This window comes from Streptomyces sp. NPDC051183, assembly GCF_040682455.1.
Classification (GTDB): Bacteria; Actinomycetota; Actinomycetes; order Streptomycetales; family Streptomycetaceae; genus Streptomyces.
Map to the genome: position 1 here is coordinate 54,867 of NZ_JBFBBA010000040.1, position 22,043 is coordinate 76,909.

Here is a 22,043-nt window from a genome sequence, read left to right on the forward strand (position 1 = left end):
CGGCCCGCTGCGGTCACGTGGCGGTCAGGGTGTCGTCCGCGCCGCCGGGTTGAGCGAGGCGAACTCCAGCGGCGCGGACGGGTCGATGGTCAGGGCGTGCGGGGCCGGCTCCACGCCGGCCCGCACGAGCAGGTCGCCGATGGCCGCGATCATCGCGCCGTTGTCGGTGCACAGGGTCATGGGCGGCACCCGCAGCTCGATCCCGGCCGAGGCGCAGCGCCGTTCCGCCAGCTCCCGAACGCGCGAGTTGGCCGCGACCCCGCCGACCACCACCAGGGTCCTGACCTCGTACTCCTTGCAGGCGGCGACCGCCTTGCGGGTGAGCACGTCCGCCACCGCCTCCTGGAGGGAGGCCGCGCCGTCGGCGACCGGCGGCTCCTCGCCGCGCAGCCGGTAGCTCTCGGCCCAGCGGGCGGCGGCCGTCTTGAGCCCGGAGAAGGAGAAGGAGTAGGCGTACGGGTCCTGCGTGCGCGGCCCGCCGGTCAGCGGCCGGGGGAAGGTGACGGCCTTGGGGTTCCCGTCCCGGGCGGCGCGGTCGATGGCCGGGCCGCCGGGGTAGGGCAGGCCGAGGACGCGGGCCACCTTGTCGAAGCACTCGCCGGCCGCGTCGTCCAGGGTGTCGCCGAGGTGCAGGATCGGCTCGCGCACCAGGTCGCGCACGAGCAGCAGGGAGGTGTGCCCGCCGGAGACGATCAGCACCATGCAGGGCTCGGGCAGCGGCCCGTGCTCCAGGGTGTCGGCGGCGACGTGCCCGGCCAGGTGGTGGACCCCGTAGAGGGGGATGTCCAGCGAGTAGGCGAGGGTCTTGGCCCCGGCCAGTCCGACCTGGAGTGCGCCGGAGAGCCCGGGGCCGGTGGTGACGGCAACCGCGTCGAGCTGGTCCATCCGCAGCCCGGCCTGGTCGAGGGCCTGACGGACGACCGGGTTGAAGGCGTGCAGGTGTGCGCGGGCCGCGATCTCCGGGACGACCCCGCCGAAGCGGGCGTGTTCGTCCATGCTCGACGCGACGACGTGCGCGAGGAGCTTGCCGTCCCGCACGATGCCCGCGCCGGTCTCGTCGCAGGACGACTCGATTCCGAGCACCACCGGAGATCCCACCACAGCACCCTCACCCTTATTGCGACCTATGCGCAATAAGGGTACTAGCCGCGGGGCAGGACGGTGGCCAGGACCGACGGCAGGGGGTACCAGTCGGCCGAGGCGATGGACGCGTGGCGTCCCGCCATCAGGGCCACGCGCTCGCGCGCCTGGGCCTCGGTCGGCCGGGTGCCGTCGATGGCCGGGGCGACGTTGTGGACGTCGGTGGCGATCAGCAGGTAGTGGTTGCGGTCGTACCAGGCGGTGTCGATGGAGCCCCCCGCGTACGCACTCGCGTCCCCGTCGAAGACCACGAACCAGGGCCGGATCGAGGCGTCGGCGTAGCGCCCGCGCGGATCCCCCGCCTCGGCCCGGTGCACGGCCGGGAAGGCGGCGGCCTGGCCGAGGCGGCCCGAGCCGGCGAGGGAGCGCAGGTGCTCGGCGTACTCCCGGTCGGTCCACAGCTTGTCGGCGCTGTTGCCCTCCTCGACGGTGCCGGGGATCAGCTCCACGAGGAACTTCCCCGCCATGTCGGCGCGGCCGGGCCAGGCGCCGGCGCGCGCGGCGGTGTCCAGGTCGGGGTGCCCGGCGGCCAGTTGCCCGGGCCGGTAGAGGGCGTCGCCGAGCTTGGAGCCGAGCAGTGCGTCGAGGTCGGCGGGGCCGCGCCCGAGGTTGGCCGCGAAGCCGTCCTTGAGCTCCAGCTTGAGGACGACCGGGCGGTGGCCGGGGTGGGCGTCGTGCCAGCTGCGGATGTCGGAGAGGCATCCGGCGAGGTTCTGGTTGCGGGACTTGGTGCGCAGCTGGGCGGGGGTGGTGGCGTTCTCGCAGTTGTTGTCGTTGCCGAACGGGTTGTTGTGGGAGACCCGCCAGGAGCTGCCGAAGAAGTTGGTCCACACGTCGAGTTCGAGCATGGCCGCGCCGGAGTCCAGCGCGTCCGCGAAGTAGGGGTACTTGGCCTTCTCGTAGGCGTTGTGCACGCCGACGCCGGTGGATCCCGCGTAGGAGAGCCCGTCCGCCGCCCCGGCCGGGGCGGCGCCCAGCGCGAGGGCCACCATCGCCAGCCCCGCCGTTACCGCGCTCGTCATCCGGTTCCGCAATCTCATACTTTCGGCTCCCGTCGATCCCGTTGCCCCGGTCGGGCTCAAGTCGCCAGGAGAGTAAGCCAGTTGGGTGACACGCGGAAGGACGGCGGATGGCGGTCCCGCGACTGTGAGGACGAACACGTTCCGCTTCCGGAATCCATGTCGGCACCGACCGCGTCGATCCGGGAAGATCGAACACGGAGTCGGATCCGTCTCCGGACCAGTACCAGTCGTCCAGTACCAGTCGTCGGAACGGGAGTGCCGCATGTCCACCAAGCCCCGCGGGCGGGCCGTGCGGGCCTCCCTGTTCGCCGGCATCTGCTGCGTCCTGCTCCTCGGCGGCGCCGGCTACCTGTGGGAGCTGCGCAGCATCGCCGCCTTCCTCGACGACGGCGATCCCGCGACGGGCAGCTACCGGCAGGACCCCGGCACCGCCGACGGCACGGCTTCCGCCGTCCTGGACGGACTGGCTCAGGAGGGCCTGCCCCCGGGCGACGGCGACCCCGGCGGCGCCCCCGCGCACCGGGGCACCGCGCGGTGGCAGCCCTCCGCGCCGCTGGAGGCCCGGCCCGCCCCCGCCGAGCCCGCCGTCGGCGCGCTGTTCTCCCCCGGCGAGGACGGCGACCCCGACCACCACTGCTCGGCGAGCGTGGTCCATTCCCCCGGCGGCGACCTGATCGCCACCGCCGCCCACTGCGTGCACGACGGCGGCTTCCGCACCAACCTCGCCTTCGGTCCGGGCTACCGCGACGGCTTCCTCCCGTACGGGATCTGGGTGCCGACCCTGATCGAGGTGGACCCCCGCTGGGTGGCCCACCGGGACCCCGACCACGACGTGGCCTTCCTGCGGATGCGCCGCCCCGGCCACCCCGGGCAGCGGCTGGAGGATGCCGTCGGGACCGCCGAGACCATCCGCTTCGGCGCCGCACTGCCCGCGCCCGCCCGGCTGATGGGGTACCCGAACACGGCCGAGGAGCCGCTCGACTGCCGCAACACGGCCGTCGCCGACGGGCCCGCGCAGCTGCGGCTGGACTGCGCGGACGTACCCAACGGCACCAGCGGCGGGCCGATACTGACCGGCGACCGCACGCTGATCGGGGTCATCGGCGGCCGCGACGGCGGGGGCGACGAGCTGACCTCGTACAGCAGCCGCTTCGACGCCGCCGTCCGCGCCCTCTACGAGCGCGCCGGCCGCGGCGGGTAGTCAGGCCGACGGGCGGCGGTGCCGGGCCCGGCGGCCGGGTCCGGCGGCTGTTGCGGCCGCGGCCGCGTGATCGTGTCCGCGTGATCGTGTCCGGCTGGGTGGTTGTCCGTGTCGTCGTCCATGCCGCCGAGTCTCCCCGAACGCCCCGCCGCAGGTCAGGTCCCGGCCGGGGCGCCCCGGGGCACCGCGGGGGCGGACGGGCTCACGGCGGGGCGCCCGGGGCGGGGCGGCAGGGGCGGGCGGATCGGCGCACGGCCCCTCCTCGGGCTACGACTCGGGGCTGCGACTCGGGGCTACGACTCCGCCTCCGGAAGTGACCGGCGGGCAGCAGGAGTTGGCCCACGGGGCCTCAGCGCGACAGAGACGCGTACGACACTCCCGTGAGCTTCTCGGAGGCGGCCCAGAGCCGTTCGCCGGACTTGTCGTCCAGGGTCCACTTCGCCCGCCAGGAGCGCACGGGCGCCCCGCGCCAGCCCAGCCGCGGCCCGAAGAACTCGTCGGGTCGCACCCCGGGCGCGGTGGCCGCGTAGAGGGTGGGCAGCGCGCCGGAGTCCGCGGGCTGGGCGACGACGGAGTTCCCGAGCGCCATGGCCCGCGACAGGAGCGTGCGGCCCTCCTGCCGCGAGGCCCCGGAGTGCAGGTTGGTGGAGGCGTAGCCGGGGTGGGCGGCGGCCGTGACGACGTCGTGGCCTGCGGCGGCGAGCCGGCGGGACAGCTCGTGGGTGAAGAGGAGGTTGGCGGTCTTGGAGCGGCCGTACGCCACCCAGCGCCGGTAGTTCCGTTCGCTGTCGAGGTCGGAGTGGTCGATGTCGCCGAGCGCGTGGAAGCCGCTGGAGACGTTGACGACCCGGGCCCCGGGGCCCGCGGCCAGCAGGAGCGGCAACAGCAGTCCGGTCAGGGCGAAGTGGCCGAGGTGGTTGACCCCGAACTGCGTCTCGAACCCGTCGGCGGTCCGCCCGAACGGCAGGGCCATCACCCCGGCGTTGTTGACCAGCAGATCCAGGGCCGGGCGGCGCTGTCCGCAGTTCTGCGCGAACTCCCGTACGGAGCCCAGGTCGGCGAGGTCCAGGGGTACGAACTCCACCTGTGCGCCGGGCACTTCGGCGCGCAGCCGGACTACCGCCGCCCGGCCGCGGGCGGCGCTGCGGCAGGCCAGCAGCACGTACGCGCCGCGCCGCGCGAGCTCCCGGGCGGCGACGTAGCCGATCCCGCTGTTGGCCCCGGTGACGACCGCGGTGCGGCCGCTCTGGTCGGGTATGTGCTCGGCCTTCCAGCCCGGCATGACAGCTCCTCGCTGCTCGCTGTGCGCTTACTCGCCCTGCTCGCTGCCCGTCGCGGCCGACACCAGTACGTCCCCGGCCGCGACCCGGCTGTAGAGCACCGTACGCCCCGTGCGCCGGCGCAGGACCAGCCCGGCGGCCAGGAGCACCTTCAGCTGTCCGGCCACCGCGCCCAGGCTCAGCCCCGTCAGCGCCACCAGCTGGGTCGTCGACTTCGGGCTCTCCAGCAGCACCAGCACCCGCGCCCGTACGGGACCCAGCAGCCCGACCAGCGCGGCCGGGGCCCCGGCCGGCTGCGCGAGCTGCCCCTCGCACGGGTAGACCAGGGCGTGCCGGTGCCGCCCGGCCCAGGACACCCACCCGTGCCGGGTCGTCACCGGTACGAAGACCAGCCCGGCCTCCCCCGACAGCTCCCGCGGCGGCCGGTCCTGCAAGTTGATCCGCAGCCTGCCGCCGCCGAGCCACGCCATGCCCGGCCGCATCCCGGACAGGGCCGCGGCCCAGCCGCCGCTGCTCAACTGCGCCGTGCGGACCAGGATGTCGGCCTCGGCGACCCGGCGGCGGCGCTCCCAGTCGGGGCGCACGGCCTCCTGCCACACCCACTCCAGCAGCTCCGCCGTCCGCGGCCCGAGCCCCCGGGCACGGGCGAGGGACTCCGGGAGCGCGGAGGCCGCGCGCAGGTCCGTACGGACCACCGCGTCGGGGGTGGCGCGGATCTGCGCGACGGCCTCCTCGTAGGGCCGCCCGTCCGGCGGCGGGGTGAGGAACCCGGCGAGCCACTGCCGGCCGAGCGCCGCCCGTACGAGCGCGGCGGTGGCGGGTTCGGCCGCCAGGTGGGCGCGGTAGTGCGGGAGCCGGTCGGCGAGCCAGGCCCGCTCGGCCGGGTGCGCGGGGCTGCGCCGCTCCAGCGCCATGAGCGCGGCCGTGGTCTCGGCCAGCGCGGACACCACGAAGCGGCTGCCTGCGAGCGCGTCGGTGTCGATCCGCCAATACCCCATGCCGGGTCCCGCCCTTCCGCCCGCACGCCCTGATGTTTCGCCTGTGCGCGAAAGATTAGGCGGCCCGCGGGCCGCGCCGGAAACTCCGCGCATGCCCCGGACCTACCGCGCCCTCGCCCGCACGCCCGAATTCACGCCCTTCTTCCTCGCCGCCGCCCTGCGCGTCGGCGCTTCCACCATGAGCGGGCTGGCCCTCGCCGTCCTCGTCTACGACCGCACCCGCAGCCCGCTGCTCGCCGCGCTCAGCATGTTCGGGCCGTCCTTCACGCAGTTGCTCGGCGCGACCGTGCTGCTGTCCGCCGCCGACCGGACGGAGCCGCGCGCGGCCCTCGGCCGCCTCGCGGTGCTCACCGCGCTCGGCACCGCCCTGATGGCCGCGCCCGGACTGCCGCTGTGGGCGGCGTTCGCGGTGCTGCTGGCCCAGGGGCTCGCCGACTCCCTCGCCGGCGGGGTCCGGTACGGGCTGCTCACCGAGATCCTGCCGCCCGAGGACTACCTGCTGGGCCGCTCGCTGCTCGCCGTCTGCACCGGGGTGACGCAGATCGCCGGGTACGGCCTCGGCGGTGTGCTGGTCACCGCGCTCTCCCCGCACGGCGCGCTGCTCGCTGCCGCCGGGCTCTCGCTGGCCGCGGCGCTCGCCCTGCGGCTCGGGCTGCGCCGCCGCCCGCCGCGCGCGGGGGGCCGGCCGTCCGCCGCGCAGACCTGGCGTACCAACGTCACCCTGTTCTCCGACCCGTCGCGGCGCACGCTGTACCTGGCGATGTGGGTGCCCAACGGCCTGATCGTCGGCTGCGAGTCCCTGTTCGTCCCCTTCGACCCCGTGCACGCGGGGCTGCTGTTCGGCTGTTCGGCCGCCGGCATGCTCGTCGGGGACACGGTCGCCGGGCGCTTCCTCGCGCCGCGGTGGCGGGCCCGGCTCGCGTCACCGCTGCGGCTGCTGCTCGCCGCGCCGTACCTCGTGTTCGCCCTGCACCCCGGCCCCGTCCTCGCGGCGGCCGCCGTCGCACTCGCCGCCGTCGGCTACAGCGCCGGGCTCCTGATGCAGGAGCGGCTGGTCGCCCTGATCCCGGACGGTACGCAGGGCCAGGCGCTCGGGCTGCACTCGGCCGGGATGCTCACGGCGCAGGGGCTCTGCGCGGTGCTCGCCGGGGCGGTCGCCCAGTACACCTCCGCCTCCGTGGCGATGACCGCGCTGGCCACGGCGTCGATCGTGGTCACCCTGGTCCTGGAGCGGGGGCTGCGGGCCAGTAGGCTGCGGGTCCGCTCCCTTCCTTCCCCGAGTGCTCGTGCGGATCCGTCCCCGAGTCCCTCTCCGAACCCTTCCCCGAGGTAGCCCGCAGTGAGCTCCGCACCACCCTCCCTCCCCGTCACGGTCGTCGGCCTCGGCGCCGACGGCTGGGCCGGGCTCACCTCCGCCGCGCGGGCCGCGCTGGCCGGCGCGGAGGTCCTCATCGGCGGCCCCCGGCAGCTGGACCTGCTGCCGCACGGGGAGTGCGCCGGTGAGCGGGTGGCGTGGCCGAGCCCGCTGCGGCCGGCCGTGCCCAAGCTGGCCGCGGAGCACGCGGGCCGCCGGATCGCGGTGCTGGCCAGTGGCGACCCGATGTTCTACGGGATCGGCCGCGCCCTGTCCGAGGAGCTCGGGCCGGAGCGCCTGCGGGTGCTGCCGCACCCCTCGTCCGTGTCGTACGCCTGCGCCCGCCTGGGCTGGCCCGTGGAGGACACCGAGGTGGTCACCGTGGTCGGCCGCCCGGTGGCCCGGCTCGCGGCCGCGCTGTACGAGGGCCGGCGGGTGCTGGTGCTGAGCGCCGGAGCGGCGACCCCGGACGAGATCGCCGCTCTGCTTCGAGAGCGGGGCTTCGGCCCCAGCCGGATGCGGGTGCTGGAACAGCTCGGTTCCGAGCGCGAGGCCGCGTACGAGGGCCGCGCGGACAGCTGGAACCACGCGCCCGGCGACCCCCTGAACGTGGTGGCCGTGGAGTGTCGCCGGGACCCCGCCGCCGGGGTGCCGCGGCTCGGCGCCGCCCCGGGGCTGCCCGACACCGCGTACGAGCACGACGGCCAGCTCACCAAGCGCCACGTCCGCGCCGCGACCCTCTGCGCCCTGGCTCCCGCCCCCGGCGAGCTGCTGTGGGACATCGGCGGCGGCTCGGGCTCCATCGGTATCGAGTGGATGCGGACGCACCCCTCCTGCCGGGCCGTCTCGGTGGAACGCAACCCCGAGCGGGCCGCGCGGATCTCCCGTAACGCGGCGGCGCTCGGCGTCCCCGGCCTGCGCGTGGTCACCGGCCCCGCGCCCGCGGCCCTCGCCGGACTGCCCGCACCCGACGCGGTGTTCATCGGCGGCGGGCTGACCGCCCCGGGCCTGCTCGACGCCGTCTGGGCGGCGCTGCCCGCCGGCGGCCGGCTCGTGGTCAACACCGTCACCCTGGAATCGGAGGCGGTCCTCACCGACCGCTACCGGCGCCACGGCGGCGAACTGGTGAAACTGGCCGTCGCGCACGCCGCGGCGGTCGGCGGTTTCACGGGCTGGCGGCAGGCGATGCCCGTCACCCAGTGGTCGGTCACCAAGCCCCACCCCAGCGAAGACGAAATGGATCAGACGATATGACCGTGTACTTCATCGGTGCGGGCCCCGGCGCCGCCGACCTGATCACGGTGCGCGGTGCGCGGACCCTCGCCGCCGCGCCGGTCTGCCTGTACGCGGGCAGTCTCGTACCGCGCGAGCTGCTGGCCGAGTGCCCGCCGGACGCCCGCCTGGTCGACACCTCGCAGCTGAACCTCGACGAGATCATCGCCGAGTGCGTACGGGCGCACGCGGCCGGCCAGGACGTGGCGCGGCTCCACTCCGGCGACCCCTCGATCTTCAGCGCCGTCGCGGAGCAGATGCGGCGCCTCGACGCGGCCGCCATCCCCTACGAGGTCGTCCCGGGCGTCCCGGCCTTCGCCGCGGCGGCGGCCGCGCTGAAGCGGGAGCTGACCGTCCCCACCGTCGGCCAGACCGTCATCCTGACCCGCATCGCCCAGCAGGCGACCCCGATGCCGCCCGGCGAGGACCTGGCCACCCTGGGCCGCAGCGGCGCCCTGCTGGTGCTGCACCTGGCCACCCGCTACGTCGACCGGGTCGTGGACGAGCTGCTGCCGCACTACGGGGCCGAGTGCCCGGTCGCGGTGGTCGCGATGGCCAGCCGCCCCGACGAGCTGATCCTGCGCGGCACCCTGGCCGATATCGCCGCCCGGGTGAAGGAGGCCGGGCTGGTCCGCACCGCCGTCATCGTGGTGGGCCGCACCCTGGGCGCCGAGCAGTTCCGCGACAGCCACCTGTACTCGCCCGAGCGCGACCGGCATGTCTGCTGACCCCGACATGTCTGCTGACGCCGCCCGCCCGCACGTCCTGATCCTGGGTGGCACCACGGAGGCGCGCCGCCTCGCGGAGGCCCTGGCAGCGGGCCCGTACCGCGTCACGACCTCGCTGGCCGGCCGGGTCGCCTCGCCCGTGCTGCCCCCGGGCGAGACCCGGATCGGCGGCTTCGGCGGCGCCGAGGGCCTGGCCGCCTGGATCACCGGCCACCGGGTCACGCACCTGATCGACGCCACCCACCCCTTCGCGGAGCGGATGAGCTTCAACGCGGCCGGGGCGGCGGCGCTCACCGGCGTGCCGCTGCTGGCGCTGCGCCGCCCCGGCTGGGTCCCGGAGCCGGGCGACGACTGGACCTTCGCGGATTCGCTGGCCGAGGCGGCCGCCGTGCTGCCGGGGCTCGGCGGCCGGGTGTTCCTGTCCACCGGCCGGATGGGGCTGCACACCTTCGCGCACCTCACGGACACGTGGTTCCTGGTGCGTTCGGTGGACCGGCCGGACGCCCCGGTGCCGCCGCGCCTGGAGGTCGTGCTGGCGCGCGGCCCGTTCACGCCGGCCGACGAGCGCGAACTGCTCGCCCGCCACCGGATCGACGTACTGGTGACCAAGGACAGCGGCGGATCGGCCACGGCCCCCAAGCTGACCGCGGCCCGGGAGGCGGGCATACCGGTCCTCGTCGTCCGCCGCCCGCCGGTACCGGAGGGTGTCCAGGAGGCGGACTGCGTTCAGTGTTCCCAGCACTGGCTACAGGGCTCTAGGCTGCACTAATGCGCATACGTCTCTCGCTCGTCCTCGTCCTCGTCGCCGCCGCGCTCGTCACCGGGTGCGGAGAGAAGGCGTCGCCGAGCGGATGGCAGCCCGACGACGCGCTGCAACGGGCCGACGAGGCCCTGGAGAAGGACGACGTGGCCCCCACCGTGAAGGTGCGCGGCACCGGCTTCCTCGCCGGCGGCCTGGACAAGACGCTGGAAACGGCCGGTGAGAGCCCGTTCCGGTTCGACATCACCTGTGACAGCGAGGAGAGCTCGCAGGTGAAGCTGACGATCTCCCGCGAGGGGGACCCGCGCTCGCGCTCGGTCGACGTGTCCTGTGCGGGCGAGGTCACCCGCCTGAACGTTCCGGCGGGCGAGCCGCTCGTGGTGCACGTCGAGCCGGCCGCCAAGGAGGGCTCGGCCCCGGCGGGCGTGATCGCCTGGCAGTTGGGGACCATCGCCCCCAAGGGCGTCAAGGGCTGCGCGGACGACGTGAAGGGCTGCTGAGGACTCACAGGACGGCGAAGGCCCCGGGGCAGTGCCCCGGGGCCTTCGCCGTCCTCGTGGCGCCGTGTCAGCGCCCGTGGGTGCCCTTCAGCGCCGCAGGTGCCCGTCAGGGCCCCCCGGCGCATCCGTCACGGATAGCGGCGGGGCGTCCAGGTGATCCGCGACCCGTCGGCGCGCTCCGTGATCCGGGTCTGCGAGGAACCGATCAGCAGGATCGTCCGCATGTCCACCTCGGACGGCTCCAGTTCGGCGAGCGTGACGACGCGGACCGACTGCGCCGGGCCGCCCACGTCACGCGCGACGACCACCGGGGTCTGCGGCGAGCGCAGCTCCAGCAGCAGCTCGCGGGCCTGGGCCACCTGCCAAGTGCGGCTGCGCGATCCCGGGTTGTACAGGGCCAGCACCAGGTCGGCCGAGGCGGCCGCGCGCAGCCGCTCCGCGATGACCTCCCAGGGCTTGAGCCGGTCGGAGAGCGAGATGGTGGCGTAGTCGTGGCCGAGCGGGGCGCCGGCCGCGGCGGCGGCCGCGTTGGCGGCGGTCACCCCGGGCAGGACCCGTACGGGGACGTCCTTGTACTCCTCCTGCGCGGACACCTCCAGGACCGCCGTGGCCATGGCGAAGACCCCGGGGTCGCCGCCGGAGACCACGGCCACCCGCTTCCCGCGCCGGGCGAGGTCGAGCGCGAACTCGGCGCGCTCCGACTCCACCTTGTTGTCGGAGCCGTGCCGGATCTGGCCCGGCTTCACCGGGACCCGGTCCAGGTACGTCGTGTACCCGACCAGCACCTCGGCGTCGGCCAGCACCCGCCGGGTCTGCGGCGTGAGCCAGAGCGGCCCGGCCGGGCCGGTGCCGACGACCGCGACCTCGCCGGGCCCGGACGGCACGCTGCCCGGGTTGCCGATCCGGCTGGGCACGACGGCCACGGCGAAGTACGGCACGCCGTCGGGGTCGACTTCCGCGAGGGAGCCGGTGCGCTCCCCGGCCATGGTGGCGCGCTCGACGTAGCGCGCCTCGGCGAGCCGGCCGCTGCTCTCCATCGCCCGCCGCACGGCGGGGAAGGTGCGGCCGAGCTTCATCACGACCGCCGAGTCGGTGGCGGCGAGGCGCGCGGCGAGCTCCTCCTCGGGCAGGGTGCCGGGCAGGATCGTCAGCACCTCCTCGCCCTCCACGAGCGGGGTGCCGAGCCGGGCGGCGGCGGCGCTCACCGAGGTCACCCCCGGGATCACCTCGGCCTCGTAGCGGTCCGCGAGCCGCTTGTGCATGTGCATGTACGAGCCGTAGAAGAGCGGGTCGCCCTCCGCGAGCACGGCGACGGTCCGGCCGGCGTCCAGGTGTGCGGCGAGCCGGGCGGCGGAGGCCTCGTAGAACTCCTCCATCGCGCCCTGGTAGCCGCCCGGGTGGTCGGTGGTCTCGGTGGTGACCGGGTAGACCAGCGGCTCCTCGATGTGGTCCGCGCGCAGGTGCTTCGCGGCGATGGAGCGGGCGATCGAGCGGCCGTGGCGGGCGCTGTGGTAGGCGATGACGTCCGCCTCCGCGATCACCTCGACGGCGCGCAGGGTCATCAGGGACGGGTCGCCGGGGCCGAGCCCCACTCCGTACAGGCGTCCGGCGCTCATTCGGCCACGCTCGCGATGGCGTTGACGGCCGCGGCGGCCATGGCGCTGCCGCCGCGCCGGCCCCGGACGATCAAGTGGTCGAGCCCCGAGGGGTGTTCGGCCAGGGCGTCCTTGGACTCGGCGGCGCCGATGAAGCCGACCGGGACGCCGATGACGGCGGCGGGGCGCGGGGCGCCCTCCTCGATCATCTCCAGGAGCCGGAACAGCGCGGTCGGCGCGTTCCCGACGGCGATCACCGAACCCTCCAACAGGCCGCGGTCCCGCCAGACTTCCAGGGCCGCGGCGCTGCGCGTGGTGCCCATCTTCGCGGCGAGCTCCGGCACGGCCGGGTCGGACAGGGTGCAGATCACCTCGTTGTCGGCGGGCAGCCGCTTGCGGGTGACCCCGCTGGCGACCATCTGCACGTCGCACAGGATCGGCGCACCCGCCTCCAGTGCGGCCCGTGCGCGCAGCACGACGTCGGGGGTGTAACCGAGGTCCCGGGTCAGGTCGGTCATCCCGCAGGCGTGAATCATGCGCACCGCGACCTGGGCGACCGAGGCGGGCAGCCCGGAGAGGTCCGCCTCGGCGCGGATCGTGGCAAAGGACTGGCGGTAGATCGCGGCGCCGTCCTTCTCGTACTCGAACACGGTGTACTCGCTCATTTCTTCACTGCGTCTTCGGACACTCGGGGTTGGCTGCGCGCGTCGGCCAGGGCCGCGGCGAGTTCGTTCGTCGGCACCGGGCGCCCGTCGAGCCGGTACCCGTCCGGGGTGGCCACGAGGTCGGCCCAGGCGGTGCCGCGCGGATGCCCGCAGCGGCGCTCGCACCCGGACCAGTGCACGGGCAGGGGTCCCCGCGCGCGTTCCGCGACGGCTCGCGCGTCGGCGCGTACGTCGGCGAGGGACTTGGCGCAGCCGGGCCTGCCGGTGCAGGCGGTGACGGACTCCCAGGGGCTGTCGGGCGAGGTGACCAGCCCGGCGGCGGTGGCACCGGCGGCGGCATCGGCACCGGCGGTGACGAGGATGCTGCGCCACGGCGTGATCCGCAGGTCGCCGGGCAGCTCCCGCCACTGGCCGGTGTCGAGGCGGCCGAGGGGGATCAGTACGCAGAGCGCGTCCGCGTGCAGCCCGGGGGCGGGCGGGTCCGCGTACGGGGCGGGCGCGTCGGGCACGTACCGGGCGCGGATGCCGCGTCCGGTCAGGCGGGCGGTGAACTCCCGCGCGTCCAGGGCGTGTTCGGCGGGGAGTTCGGCGATCCGCCAGGCCCGGGTGCCCGCGGCGGCCGCGGCGTCGAGGAAGCGCAGGGCCGCTTCGAGTCCGGCCGCCGCGGCGTCGGCGGCTGCCACCTCCGCGGCGTCCGGCGCCGCGCCGAGCCGGACCAGGACCCGGCCGCCGGGCTGCGCGAGCAGGGTCACGTCGGGGTCGAGGGCGGCCACGTCCCCGCGCCCGTCGTCGACGGCGAACAGGAACCGGCCGGACAGGGCTGCCGTCTTGGGCTCGGCGCACAGCGCGCCGTCCAGCGCGCGCACCGGAGCGGGGTCCGCCAGCGGGGTGGCGACGATGTTCCGGATCCGCTCGTGCGAGGGCGCCGGCAGCAGTCCGGCCGCGCCTAGCAGTCCGGCCAGTCCGGCTGCGCAGCCGTCGGCGAGGCCGCGCAACTGCACGTTGCCGCGCGAGGTGAGCTCCAGGTGCCCGTCCCCGAACCGGTCGGCGGCGTCCGCCAGCACGGCGGCTTGCGCGGCGCTGAGCAGCCCGCCGGGAATCCGTACCCGCGCGAGGAACCCGTCGTCCGCCGCGTGCAGGCGCAGTGCGCCGGGGCAGGCGTCGCCGCGGTCCCGTATGACGGGTTCGTCCCGCGATGCGGCGGAGGGGGGCTGGGGCATGGCGGCGAGCATACCCACGATTCTCCGCCGGGCCCCTGTGTCGATCACCACCCCGTACCGGCCACGACCGGCCCCGCCGGTGTTTGCGGCGCGGGCTCCGGGGCAGAGCCCGGGACAAAGGCCCCCGGCACCGGCGCCGCGGCCGGGCACCCCCGCTCCCGGCCAGGGCAAAGGCCCCCTAGGATGACCACCGGCGGCGCCGTACGGCCCGTCAATCGCCGAGGACGGCGACATGGGAGGAAGCCCGGTGCGAGTCCGGCGCGGTCCCGCCACTGTGAACCCCGCGGAGCGATCTGCGGGGTGAGTCAGGAACTCCCGCTGTCCTCACTGCCCGGGGCGCGGAAACCCCGAGGAAGGCCTGCCGCCGCATGATCCTGCTGCTGTCGACGTCCGACACCGATCTGCTCAGCGCCCGCGCGGCGAACACGGCGGACGGCCCCGTCCCGTACCGGTTCGCGAACCCCTCCCGCCTTCCCCTCGACGACCTCCCCGGCCTCCTCGACGGAGCCGACCTGGTCGTCGTACGCCTCCTCGGCGGCCTGCGCGCCTGGCAGGACGGCCTCGATCTCCTGCTGGCCCCCGGCCAGACCCGCCCGGTGGTCGTACTGACCGGCGAACAGGCCCCCGACGCCCAGCTGATGGAGGCCTCCACGGTCCCGATCGGCATCGCGGCCGAGGCCCACGGCTACCTCGCGCACGGCGGCCCGGGCAACCTGGAGCAGCTGGCCCGCTTCCTGTCCGACACCGTCCTGCTGACCGGCCACGGCTTCGAGCCGCCCGCCGCCGCCCCCACCTGGGGTCCGCTGGAGCGCACCGCGGGGAGCACCTCGGGTCCGCGGATCGCGGTGCTCTACTACCGCGCCCACCAGATGAGCGGCAACACCGCCTTCGTCCACGCGCTGTGCGAGGCCGTCGAGGCCCACGACGCGCAGGCCGTCCCGCTGTACGTGTCCTCCCTGCGGACCCCCGAGCCGGAGCTGCTGACCGCGCTCGAAGGCGTCGACGCGGTCGTCACCACCGTCCTCGCGGCCGGCGGCACCCGCCCCGCGACCGCCTCGGCGGGCGGCGACGACGAGTCCTGGGACGCGGGCGCGCTGGCCTCGCTCGGCGTCCCGATCCTCCAGGCCCTGTGCCTGACGGGCTCGCGCAGCAACTGGGAGGAGAACGACGAGGGCCTCTCCCCCCTCGACGCCGCCACCCAGGTCGCCGTGCCCGAGTTCGACGGCCGTCTGATCACCGTCCCGTTCTCCTTCAAGGAGTTCGACGCGGACGGTCTGCCCGCCTACGTCGCCGACCCCGAGCGGGCGGCCCGGGTCGCGGGCATCGCCGTGCGCCACGCCCGGCTGCGGCACATCGAGCGCCGCGACAAGAAGGTCGCGCTGGTCCTCTCCGCTTACCCCACCAAGCACTCCCGCATCGGCAACGCGGTGGGCCTCGACACCCCCGCCAGCGCCGTGGAGCTGCTGCGCACCCTCGTCGCCGGCGGCTACGACTTCGGGCCCGTCGAGGACGTCCCCGGCCTGGTCTCGGGTGACGGCGACGAGCTGATCCGCGCCCTGATCGAGGCCGGCGGCCACGACCAGGACTGGCTCACCGAGGAGCAGCTGGCCCGCAACCCCGTGCGCATCCCGGCCGCCGACTACCGGCGCTGGTTCGCGGAGCTGCCGGCGGAGCTGCGCGAGAGCGTGGAGCAGCACTGGGGCGAGGCTCCGGGCAACATGTTCGTGGACCGCTCGGCCAATCCCGAGGGCGACATCGTCCTCGCGGCGCTGCGCCGCGGGAACCTGCTCATCCTGATCCAGCCGCCGCGCGGCTTCGGCGAGAACCCGATCGCGATCTACCACGACCCGGACCTGCCGCCCTCGCACCACTACCTGGCCGCGTACCGCTGGATCCAGGCGCGCGCCGAGGACGGCGGCTTCGGCGCCGACGCGATGATCCACCTGGGCAAGCACGGCAACCTGGAGTGGCTGCCGGGCAAGAACGCGGGCCTGTCGGCGGCCTGCGCCCCGGACGCCGCGCTCGGCGACCTGCCCCTGATCTACCCCTTCCTCGTCAACGACCCGGGCGAGGGCACCCAGGCCAAGCGCCGCGTGCACGCCACCCTGGTCGACCACCTCGTCCCGCCGATGGCGCGCGCGGAGTCGTACGGCGACATCGCGCGCCTGGAGCAGCACCTGGACGAGTACGCCCAGATCTCGGCGATGGACCCGTCGAAGCTGCCGGCCATCCGCGCCCAGATCTGGACCCTGATCCAGGCCGCGAAGCTCGACCACGACCTGGGGCTGGAGGCGCGCCCGGACGACGACGGCTTCGACGACTTCCTGCTGCACGTCGACGGCTGGCTGTGCGAGGTCAAGGACGCCCAGATCCGCGACGGCCTGCACGTCCTGGGCGGCGCCCCGACCGGCCCGGCCCGGGTCAACCTGGTCCTGTCCATCCTGCGCGCCCGCCAGATCTGGGGCGGTACGACGGCCCTCCCGGGCCTGCGCGAGGCGCTGGGCCTCGACGAGTCCGCGGCCACCCGTACGACGGCCGACGAGGCGGAGGAGACCGCCCGCGCCCTCGTGCAGGCGATGGAGGACGCGGACTGGTCCCCCGAAGCGGTCGCCGCGGTGGCGGCCGGCCACTCGGCGGACGTCGCTGCGGTGCTGGACTTCGCGGCCCGCGAAGTCGTCCCGCGGCTGGCGGGCACGACCGACGAGATCGCCCACGTCGTCAGCGCCCTGGACGGCGCCTTCGTCCCGGCCGGCCCCTCGGGCTCCCCGCTGCGCGGCCTGGTCAACGTCCTGCCGACCGGCCGGAACTTCTACTCGGTGGACCCGAAGGCCGTTCCCTCCCGCCTCGCGTGGGAGACCGGGCAGGCCCTGGCCGACTCCCTGCTGACCCGCTACCGCACGGACAACGGCGAATGGCCCTCCTCCGTCGGGCTGTCCCTGTGGGGCACGAGCGCGATGCGCACTTCGGGCGACGACGTGGCGGAGGCGCTGGCCCTGCTCGGCATCCGCCCGGTCTGGGACGAGGCCTCGCGCCGGGTGACCGGCCTGGAGCCGATCCCGCTCGCCGAACTCGGCCGCCCCCGCATCGACGTGACCCTGCGCATCTCGGGCTTCTTCCGCGACGCCTTCCCGCACGTGATCGGGCTGCTGGACGACGCGGTCCGGCTGGCGGCGTCCCTGGACGAGCCGGCCGCGGACAACTTCATCCGGGCCCACGCCCAGGCGGACCTGGCCGAGCACGGTGACGAGCGGCGCGCGACCACCCGTATCTTCGGCTCGCGCCCCGGCACGTACGGCGCCGGCATCCTCCAGCTGATCGACTCCCGCGACTGGCGCACGGACGCCGACCTCGCGGAGGTCTACACGGTGTGGGGCGGGTACGCGTACGGCCGCGGTCTGGAGGGCCGCCCGGCCCGCACCGAAATGGAGACCGCCTACAAGCGGATCACGGTGGCGGCGAAGAACACCGACACCCGTGAGCACGACATCGCGGACTCGGACGACTACTTCCAGTACCACGGCGGCATGGTGGCCACCGTCCGCGCGCTGCGGGGCACGGCCCCCGAGGCGTACATCGGCGACTCCACCCGCCCCGAGACCGTCAAGACCCGCACCCTGGTCGAGGAGACCAGCCGCGTCTTCCGCGCCCGCGTCGTGAACCCGAAGTGGATCGAGGCGATGCGTCGCCACGGGTACAAGGGTGCCTTCGAGCTGGCGGCGACCGTGGACTACCTCTTCGGCTACGACGCGACGACGGGTGTGGTCGCGGACTGGATGTACGACAAGCTGACCGAGACGTACGTCCTGGACCCGGAGAACCGCGCCTTCCTGGAGGAGGCCAACCCCTGGGCCCTGCACGGCATCGCGGAGCGCCTGCTGGAGGCGGAGTCGCGCGGGATGTGGGAGAAGCCGGACCCGCAGGTCCTGGAGGCCCTGCGCCAGGTCTACCTGGACACAGAGGGCAACCTGGAGGGCGAGACCGACTGATCCGTCCAGACTTGACCGCATGTGCCACTACTGCGGTTGCCGCGAGATCCCGCTGGTCAAGGAGTTCATCGCCGAACACGAGGCGGTGACGAACGCGGCGGGCGACGCGCTGCGCGCCCTGGACGCGGGCGACCTGCCGAGGGCGCGCGCCCTGGTGTCGGACATGACGGCCGTCCTCCTCGCCCACTGGAAGGGCGAGGAGGACGGCCTGTTCGACGTGATGAGGCAGGACCCCGAGTACGCCGGGTACATCGCCGCCCTCGTCGAGGAGCACCGCGAGCTGGCGGCCTTCCTCGCCGGCGCGGATCTCGCGGACCCGGCGGACGTCACCGCGCTGCGCAGGGCGGTGGACGAGCTCCACCACCACATCGCCAAGGAGGAGGACGGCCTCTTCCCGGCCTCCCTGACCGCGCTCACGGGCGACGAGTGGGACGTCTCCATCGCGGCCTGGCGCGCGGCCCACCCCGGGCGCGATCTGCGCCCGGCTGGCTGACCGCCCCGCCGGGGCTCCCACCTGGGAGGTCACGCCGTAGCCAACTCCGGTGCGCCTGACTATTGTTGCGGACGTCGACACGAGTGGATCTTCTGAACGGGGCGGGCGATGCGGGGGCAGCCGGAGGACGACGGCGAGTCGGCGGTCGAATGGCTCAAGCTGGTGCTCGCCGTGGTCACCCTCGCGGCCCTCACCGTCATCTACTTCCTGCTCCCGCCGCCGGAGAGGTCCGGCGCGGCCGTCGACTTCATCAGGGCCTGCCTCCCCAACGTCATCACCGCGCTCGTCGTGTTCCCCGTGCTCTTCGTCGTGCTCCGCCCGATCCGCCGGCGCGACGAGGACCGCCTGACCCAGGTCATCCGGAACGGCATCGGGGCGACCGATGCCGGCATCAAGTTCCCGGACGATGTGAGCGGGACCGTCGATTTCATTCGCGAGATCGTCTCCAAGGAACCGTCGCAGCGGGTGGTGGACATCGAAATACTCGCCTTCACCGGCGGTACGTTCACCACCGCCCTGCTCAGGGACCTCGTACAGCAGAACCCGAACCGGCTGAACATCACGATGCGGTCGATCGATTTCTCGCTGTCCGACGGATCGCAGTTCCCGGCCCACTGGGAGCGGGAGGAGGCCGAGACGGTGGAGCGGCTCAAGGCGCTGTGCCGGGGAAAGTCGGGGCTGCAGATCTGGCACTATCCTTCCTTTCCCTTCCTGCTCGGTCTCGCGATAGGCCGGTCCCACCTCCTCGTGACCTTCCCCTCCTGGGACCTGCGGACGGGGCGGCTGGCCGACAAATCGCTCGAGTACCGCTACTACGGCCGCAGCGCGCGCACGGAGCACCTCTTCGAGCTCTTCGAGAACTGGAGCCGGCAGCCGGGCCAGGTCCTCGTGCACGAAGAACCCCAGGCGTAGTGCCGGGCGACGCAATGGTGGTCGCGGTCGACGCCGGGAAGACGAAATTCCTCGTCGGCGTATTCAACGGGAAACTGGGGGAAGTCGAGCGGCACCGCATCGCCGTGACCACGGCTGCCGAAACCGTGGCCGCCCTGGAATCCCATCTCGCCGCTCTCTTCGAACGTCATGCCGTGACCGGCATCGGCCTTTCCGTCTTCGGCCCGCTGGAAACGGATCCGCGCCGCGCGGAATTCGGCGCGATCGTCGGGAGTTCCGAGCCGCAATGGTCGGGCGTGAACCTGCCGGCGCTCCTGTCCCGGAGATTCCGGGTGCCCGTGCACTTCGACTTCGACGTCGCCGCCGCCGTATCGGCGGAAGCGCGTCATCGGACGCCCGGGTCCGGCGGATTCGTCTACCTCTCGATCGGAACCGGTATCGGCGGAGCCTTTTGCCCTCCCGCCGGAGCCCTCGCACCCGCCCCCGGCCACCGGACCGATCCCCCGCAGCTCGGCCACATCCAACTGGCACGGGAATCCGACGATCCATATCCAGGCAGCTGCCGATTTCACGGAAGTTGTTTCCAGGGACTCGCCTCCGGGCGGGCAATTTTCGGCCGCTGGCAGGTACCGGCGGACGAGCTTCCCGCCCATCACCGAGCGTGGGACCTCCAGGCGAGATATATTGCGCGGGCCTGCACAAACCTTGTATACTCCTCCCCGTTCACCACGGTTCGCGTCGGATCAGGTATCTCGCAAGTACCCGGACTGATCGCCCGATCGAATGATTACCTCCGCACATTCATGAACGGTTTCCCGGAAACCCTGTGCAGGGAAACATTCGGAAGTGACGTCATCCAGCGCGCGGTGACCGCTCCCGATTCCTCACTCATCGGTGCTGCAATCCAGGTCACCGAAGGGAGCGGATTTAAATTCGCTCCCCCTCGGTGATCGGTGACGTACGGGACATGTCCAGGAATTGCAAAGGCTGTGACGAGAAAATGAACACCATGCGGAACCTGCTCGACGCCGAGATCCCCCTCGTCGCCGTGAGCTTCGGGGACCAGGACTCCGAGCGGCTCGCGCAGGAGGCGCAGGCAGCCGGCGTCGATGTGGCGGAACTGCGCGTCGACAGGTTCTCGCGGACGGACCCGGGCCACGTCCTGGAGCAGGTGCGCGCTTTCAAGTCCATGCCGATTCTGGCCACCCTGCGTTCCCGGCACGAAGGCGGCGAGTGGAGCGGCAGCGAAGAGGAGCGCCTGGAACTCTTCCGCACCGTCGCCCCCGAGGTCGAGGCCGTGGACATCGAGCTGTCGTCCCGCGGAATTCTGCCGGACGTCATTGCCGCCGCCCACGAGAACGACACCCTCGCGATCGTCTCCTACCACAACTTCGAGTTCACCCCGCCGACCGAGGAACTCGAAACCGTCGTCGCCGAAGCGAAGAACGCCGGTGCCGACGTCGTCAAGGTGTCCACGATGGTGGCCTCCGAGAGCGATGTGAAGCGCCTCGCTTCGCTCCTGCTGAAGGCGGGCGCCGACACCCGGCTCATCGTCATCGCGATGGGCCCGGTCGGCGCCGTCTCGCGGGTCTTCTTCCCCGCCCTCGGCTCCCCGATCACCTACTCCTTCATCGGGAGCAGTTCCGCCCCGGGCCAGCTCGACTTCTCCGAGACCTTCCGGCTGCTGCGCACCTTCTACCCCGCTTTCGACGAGCGGAAGACCGCCCTGTCGTAGGCGTAGAAATGTAGGCATCGACCATGGGAGCTGTCGTTATCTGTCCCCTGACGATCAGTTCGCTCACGCTCGGTGAAGCCCCTTTCCGGGAGCGGATCCGGGCGGCCGCCTCGGCGGGTTTCCAGGCCGTCGGACTCAGTGTCGAGGCCTACCTCGAAGCCCGCCGCGGCGGGCTCGACGACGATGCCATGCACGCGGTGCTCGCCGAACACGGGATCACGCTCGGCGAGGTGGAGTTCCTCAGCGACTGGGCCCCCGGAACCGGTCGGGAAATACCCTCGGCGAAGGAGCGCACCGCCTTCCACATCGCGCGGACCTTCGGTGCCGACCACATCAACGTCGGCCTGTTCGAGCCGACGCCCGTGGAGGTCATGGCCGACGGCTTCACGGCACTGTGCGAGCGGGCAGGCGCCCTGCGGATCGCCCTGGAGTACATGCCGTTCGGCGCGGTCCCCGACCTGCCCACCGCCTGGGAGCTGGTACGCCGCTCCGGCCGGCCCAACGCCGGGCTCGTGCTGGACGTATGGCACTGGGTGCGCGGTGCGACCTGCGCCGAGGACCTCGCCCCCGTGCCACCCGGGCGGATCTTCACGGTCCAGCTGTGCGACGTCGGCCCCGACCCGCTGGCCGACATGCGCCAGGAGTCCCTCCACCTCCGGCTGGTGCCGGGCAGCCGCACCCGGGCCGCACAGGACCTGCTGGCGCTCCTGGCCCGGCACGGCGTCAGGACCGGGATCTCGGCCGAGGTGATGTCCGACGCCCTGCTGGCCCAGGGCCCCGAGGCGACAGCCTGCGCCGTCTTCGCCGGAACCCGCGCGGTGCTGTCCGGCCGGACGGACGTCTGCGCCGAATGACCCGCCTGTAGGTCGTTGTCGTCACTCCCCAGCCCCCCGCCGGGCCTGCACGCCACGGAACGCCGCCCGTGTCACCTGAAGCGGTGAACTCCCCCATATCCCGGGGCCACCGGGGGTAGTGGCATTGCTGATCTCGTGCGGGGGCCGCTGTCAGGGTCCGCCGCTCGTCAGCGAGACAGACGGACGAAAGGCCGGCCCCACGTGACGCAGCCGTTCCGACTGCCGGATTTCTACGTGCCCCATCCGGCGCGACTGAACCGTTCCTAGTCAGTGAGCAGGAGTGAGTCTTGGGCCCATTCCTGTGCACTGCGGACATCCCGAACGGTTTTGGGTGTCCTGGTCGCCCGCG

At 73.7% G+C, this 22,043-nt stretch carries 19 protein-coding genes and 1 riboswitch; of the genes, 12 read left to right on the forward strand and 7 right to left on the reverse strand.

What is annotated here, in order from left to right:
* Nucleotides 1-24: 24 nt before the first annotated feature.
* Nucleotides 25-1,086: a tRNA (adenosine(37)-N6)-threonylcarbamoyltransferase complex transferase subunit TsaD gene (tsaD, locus tag AB0M99_RS29515; RefSeq protein ID WP_365925736.1), complete on the reverse strand. Its 1,062-nt coding sequence runs from the start codon at nucleotides 1,084-1,086 to the stop codon at nucleotides 25-27.
* A gap of 56 nt (nucleotides 1,087-1,142) precedes the next feature.
* Nucleotides 1,143-2,162 carry a phosphatidylinositol-specific phospholipase C domain-containing protein gene (locus AB0M99_RS29520; RefSeq protein ID WP_365925738.1) on the reverse strand — a complete coding sequence of 340 codons (1,020 nt, stop codon included), beginning with the start codon at nucleotides 2,160-2,162 and terminating at the stop codon, nucleotides 1,143-1,145.
* 262 nt (nucleotides 2,163-2,424) lie between these two features.
* Between AB0M99_RS29520 and AB0M99_RS29525 the strand changes: the two genes are divergently transcribed.
* On the forward strand, nucleotides 2,425-3,363 hold the full coding sequence (locus tag AB0M99_RS29525) for a trypsin-like peptidase domain-containing protein (RefSeq protein WP_365925740.1): 939 nt from the start codon (nucleotides 2,425-2,427) through the stop codon (nucleotides 3,361-3,363).
* A gap of 349 nt (nucleotides 3,364-3,712) precedes the next feature.
* Here the strand turns inward: AB0M99_RS29525 and AB0M99_RS29530 are convergent, their stop codons facing one another.
* Nucleotides 3,713-4,645 (reverse strand): oxidoreductase, encoded by a 933-nt coding sequence (locus AB0M99_RS29530; protein WP_365925742.1) that lies wholly within the window; start codon nucleotides 4,643-4,645, stop codon nucleotides 3,713-3,715.
* 27 nt (nucleotides 4,646-4,672) lie between these two features.
* On the reverse strand, nucleotides 4,673-5,641 hold the full coding sequence (locus tag AB0M99_RS29535) for a winged helix-turn-helix domain-containing protein (RefSeq protein WP_365925744.1): 969 nt from the start codon (nucleotides 5,639-5,641) through the stop codon (nucleotides 4,673-4,675).
* A 91-nt stretch (nucleotides 5,642-5,732) separates the two neighbouring features.
* Here AB0M99_RS29535 and AB0M99_RS29540 point away from each other — a divergent pair, with 91 nt between their 5' ends.
* Genes AB0M99_RS29540 through AB0M99_RS29560 form a run of 5 tightly spaced genes read left to right on the forward strand, consistent with a single transcriptional unit; the run spans nucleotide 5,733 to nucleotide 10,255 of the window.
* The gene (locus AB0M99_RS29540) at nucleotides 5,733-6,974 is read left to right on the forward strand and encodes an MFS transporter (protein WP_365925746.1); all 1,242 of its coding nucleotides are present in this window, start codon (nucleotides 5,733-5,735) and stop codon (nucleotides 6,972-6,974) included.
* Nucleotides 6,975-6,980: 6 nt separating this feature from the next.
* On the forward strand, nucleotides 6,981-8,249 hold the full coding sequence (cbiE, locus tag AB0M99_RS29545; protein WP_365925748.1) for a precorrin-6y C5,15-methyltransferase (decarboxylating) subunit CbiE: 1,269 nt from the start codon (nucleotides 6,981-6,983) through the stop codon (nucleotides 8,247-8,249).
* Nucleotides 8,246-8,995, forward strand: coding sequence for a precorrin-4 C(11)-methyltransferase (cobM, locus tag AB0M99_RS29550; protein ID WP_365925750.1), 750 nt, complete (start codon nucleotides 8,246-8,248; stop codon nucleotides 8,993-8,995). The genes cbiE and cobM overlap by 4 nt, the downstream gene beginning before the upstream one ends.
* A 7-nt stretch (nucleotides 8,996-9,002) precedes the next feature.
* The gene (locus AB0M99_RS29555; protein ID WP_365925752.1) at nucleotides 9,003-9,764 is read left to right on the forward strand and encodes a cobalt-precorrin-6A reductase; all 762 of its coding nucleotides are present in this window, start codon (nucleotides 9,003-9,005) and stop codon (nucleotides 9,762-9,764) included.
* Nucleotides 9,764-10,255 (forward strand): hypothetical protein, encoded by a 492-nt coding sequence (locus tag AB0M99_RS29560; protein ID WP_365925754.1) that lies wholly within the window; start codon nucleotides 9,764-9,766, stop codon nucleotides 10,253-10,255. The genes AB0M99_RS29555 and AB0M99_RS29560 overlap by 1 nt, the downstream gene beginning before the upstream one ends.
* Before the next feature lie 128 nt (nucleotides 10,256-10,383).
* On the opposite strand, the gene AB0M99_RS29565 is transcribed toward AB0M99_RS29560, so the two are convergent.
* Genes AB0M99_RS29565 through AB0M99_RS29575 form a run of 3 tightly spaced genes read right to left on the reverse strand, consistent with a single transcriptional unit; the run spans nucleotide 10,384 to nucleotide 13,735 of the window.
* Nucleotides 10,384-11,871, reverse strand: a complete 1,488-nt coding sequence (locus AB0M99_RS29565) for a precorrin-2 C(20)-methyltransferase (protein WP_365925757.1) — start codon at nucleotides 11,869-11,871, stop codon at nucleotides 10,384-10,386.
* Complete coding sequence (locus AB0M99_RS29570; RefSeq protein WP_365925759.1) at nucleotides 11,868-12,515, reverse strand: precorrin-8X methylmutase; 648 nt, start codon at nucleotides 12,513-12,515, stop codon at nucleotides 11,868-11,870. Before AB0M99_RS29570 ends, AB0M99_RS29565 begins: the two co-directional genes overlap by 4 nt.
* Nucleotides 12,512-13,735 (reverse strand): cobalamin biosynthesis protein CobG, encoded by a 1,224-nt coding sequence (locus tag AB0M99_RS29575; protein ID WP_365925761.1) that lies wholly within the window; start codon nucleotides 13,733-13,735, stop codon nucleotides 12,512-12,514. The genes AB0M99_RS29570 and AB0M99_RS29575 overlap by 4 nt, the downstream gene beginning before the upstream one ends.
* Nucleotides 13,736-13,971: 236 nt before the next feature.
* A riboswitch (cobalamin riboswitch) is annotated at nucleotides 13,972-14,050 on the forward strand.
* 53 nt (nucleotides 14,051-14,103) lie between these two features.
* Between AB0M99_RS29575 and cobN the strand changes: the two genes are divergently transcribed.
* The 6 genes from cobN to AB0M99_RS29605 all read left to right on the forward strand — a co-directional run bounded on the left by cobN (nucleotide 14,104) and on the right by AB0M99_RS29605 (nucleotide 21,694).
* On the forward strand, nucleotides 14,104-17,721 hold the full coding sequence (gene cobN, locus AB0M99_RS29580; protein WP_365925762.1) for a cobaltochelatase subunit CobN: 3,618 nt from the start codon (nucleotides 14,104-14,106) through the stop codon (nucleotides 17,719-17,721).
* Between the two features lie 19 nt (nucleotides 17,722-17,740).
* The gene (locus AB0M99_RS29585) at nucleotides 17,741-18,214 is read left to right on the forward strand and encodes a hemerythrin domain-containing protein (protein ID WP_365925764.1); all 474 of its coding nucleotides are present in this window, start codon (nucleotides 17,741-17,743) and stop codon (nucleotides 18,212-18,214) included.
* Between the two features lie 108 nt (nucleotides 18,215-18,322).
* Complete coding sequence (locus tag AB0M99_RS29590; protein WP_365925766.1) at nucleotides 18,323-19,126, forward strand: hypothetical protein; 804 nt, start codon at nucleotides 18,323-18,325, stop codon at nucleotides 19,124-19,126.
* Nucleotides 19,127-19,140: 14 nt separating this feature from the next.
* Nucleotides 19,141-20,055 (forward strand): ROK family protein, encoded by a 915-nt coding sequence (locus tag AB0M99_RS29595; protein ID WP_365925768.1) that lies wholly within the window; start codon nucleotides 19,141-19,143, stop codon nucleotides 20,053-20,055.
* Between the two features lie 50 nt (nucleotides 20,056-20,105).
* A complete protein-coding gene (gene aroD / locus AB0M99_RS29600) occupies nucleotides 20,106-20,840 on the forward strand; it encodes a type I 3-dehydroquinate dehydratase (RefSeq protein WP_365925770.1) in 735 nt (244 codons plus the stop codon).
* Between the two features lie 23 nt (nucleotides 20,841-20,863).
* Entirely contained in the window at nucleotides 20,864-21,694 is an 831-nt protein-coding gene (locus AB0M99_RS29605) for a sugar phosphate isomerase/epimerase (RefSeq protein WP_365925772.1), read from the forward strand.
* Nucleotides 21,695-22,043 lie beyond the last annotated feature (349 nt).

Excerpts from the sequence above, each read along its gene's own strand:
- AB0M99_RS29565 (WP_365925757.1), bottom strand. The coding sequence starts at position 11,871 with ATGAGCGCCGGACGCCTGTACGGAGTGGGGCTCGGCCCCGGCGACCCG.
- AB0M99_RS29560 (WP_365925754.1), top strand. The coding sequence starts at position 9,764 with ATGCGCATACGTCTCTCGCTCGTCCTCGTCCTCGTCGCCGCCGCGCTC.
- AB0M99_RS29585 (WP_365925764.1), top strand. The coding sequence starts at position 17,741 with ATGTGCCACTACTGCGGTTGCCGCGAGATCCCGCTGGTCAAGGAGTTC.
- AB0M99_RS29570 (WP_365925759.1), bottom strand. The coding sequence starts at position 12,515 with ATGAGCGAGTACACCGTGTTCGAGTACGAGAAGGACGGCGCCGCGATC.
- AB0M99_RS29535 (WP_365925744.1), bottom strand. The coding sequence starts at position 5,641 with ATGGGGTATTGGCGGATCGACACCGACGCGCTCGCAGGCAGCCGCTTC.
- AB0M99_RS29590 (WP_365925766.1), top strand. The coding sequence starts at position 18,323 with ATGCGGGGGCAGCCGGAGGACGACGGCGAGTCGGCGGTCGAATGGCTC.
- AB0M99_RS29525 (WP_365925740.1), top strand. The coding sequence starts at position 2,425 with ATGTCCACCAAGCCCCGCGGGCGGGCCGTGCGGGCCTCCCTGTTCGCC.
- AB0M99_RS29575 (WP_365925761.1), bottom strand. The coding sequence starts at position 13,735 with ATGCCCCAGCCCCCCTCCGCCGCATCGCGGGACGAACCCGTCATACGG.
- AB0M99_RS29555 (WP_365925752.1), top strand. The coding sequence starts at position 9,003 with ATGTCTGCTGACGCCGCCCGCCCGCACGTCCTGATCCTGGGTGGCACC.
- AB0M99_RS29520 (WP_365925738.1), bottom strand. The coding sequence starts at position 2,162 with ATGACGAGCGCGGTAACGGCGGGGCTGGCGATGGTGGCCCTCGCGCTG.
- AB0M99_RS29605 (WP_365925772.1), top strand. The coding sequence starts at position 20,864 with ATGGGAGCTGTCGTTATCTGTCCCCTGACGATCAGTTCGCTCACGCTC.
- AB0M99_RS29530 (WP_365925742.1), bottom strand. The coding sequence starts at position 4,645 with ATGCCGGGCTGGAAGGCCGAGCACATACCCGACCAGAGCGGCCGCACC.
- cobN (WP_365925762.1), top strand. The coding sequence starts at position 14,104 with ATGATCCTGCTGCTGTCGACGTCCGACACCGATCTGCTCAGCGCCCGC.
- aroD (WP_365925770.1), top strand. The coding sequence starts at position 20,106 with ATGAACACCATGCGGAACCTGCTCGACGCCGAGATCCCCCTCGTCGCC.
- cobM (WP_365925750.1), top strand. The coding sequence starts at position 8,246 with ATGACCGTGTACTTCATCGGTGCGGGCCCCGGCGCCGCCGACCTGATC.
- AB0M99_RS29595 (WP_365925768.1), top strand. The coding sequence starts at position 19,141 with ATGGTGGTCGCGGTCGACGCCGGGAAGACGAAATTCCTCGTCGGCGTA.
- AB0M99_RS29540 (WP_365925746.1), top strand. The coding sequence starts at position 5,733 with ATGCCCCGGACCTACCGCGCCCTCGCCCGCACGCCCGAATTCACGCCC.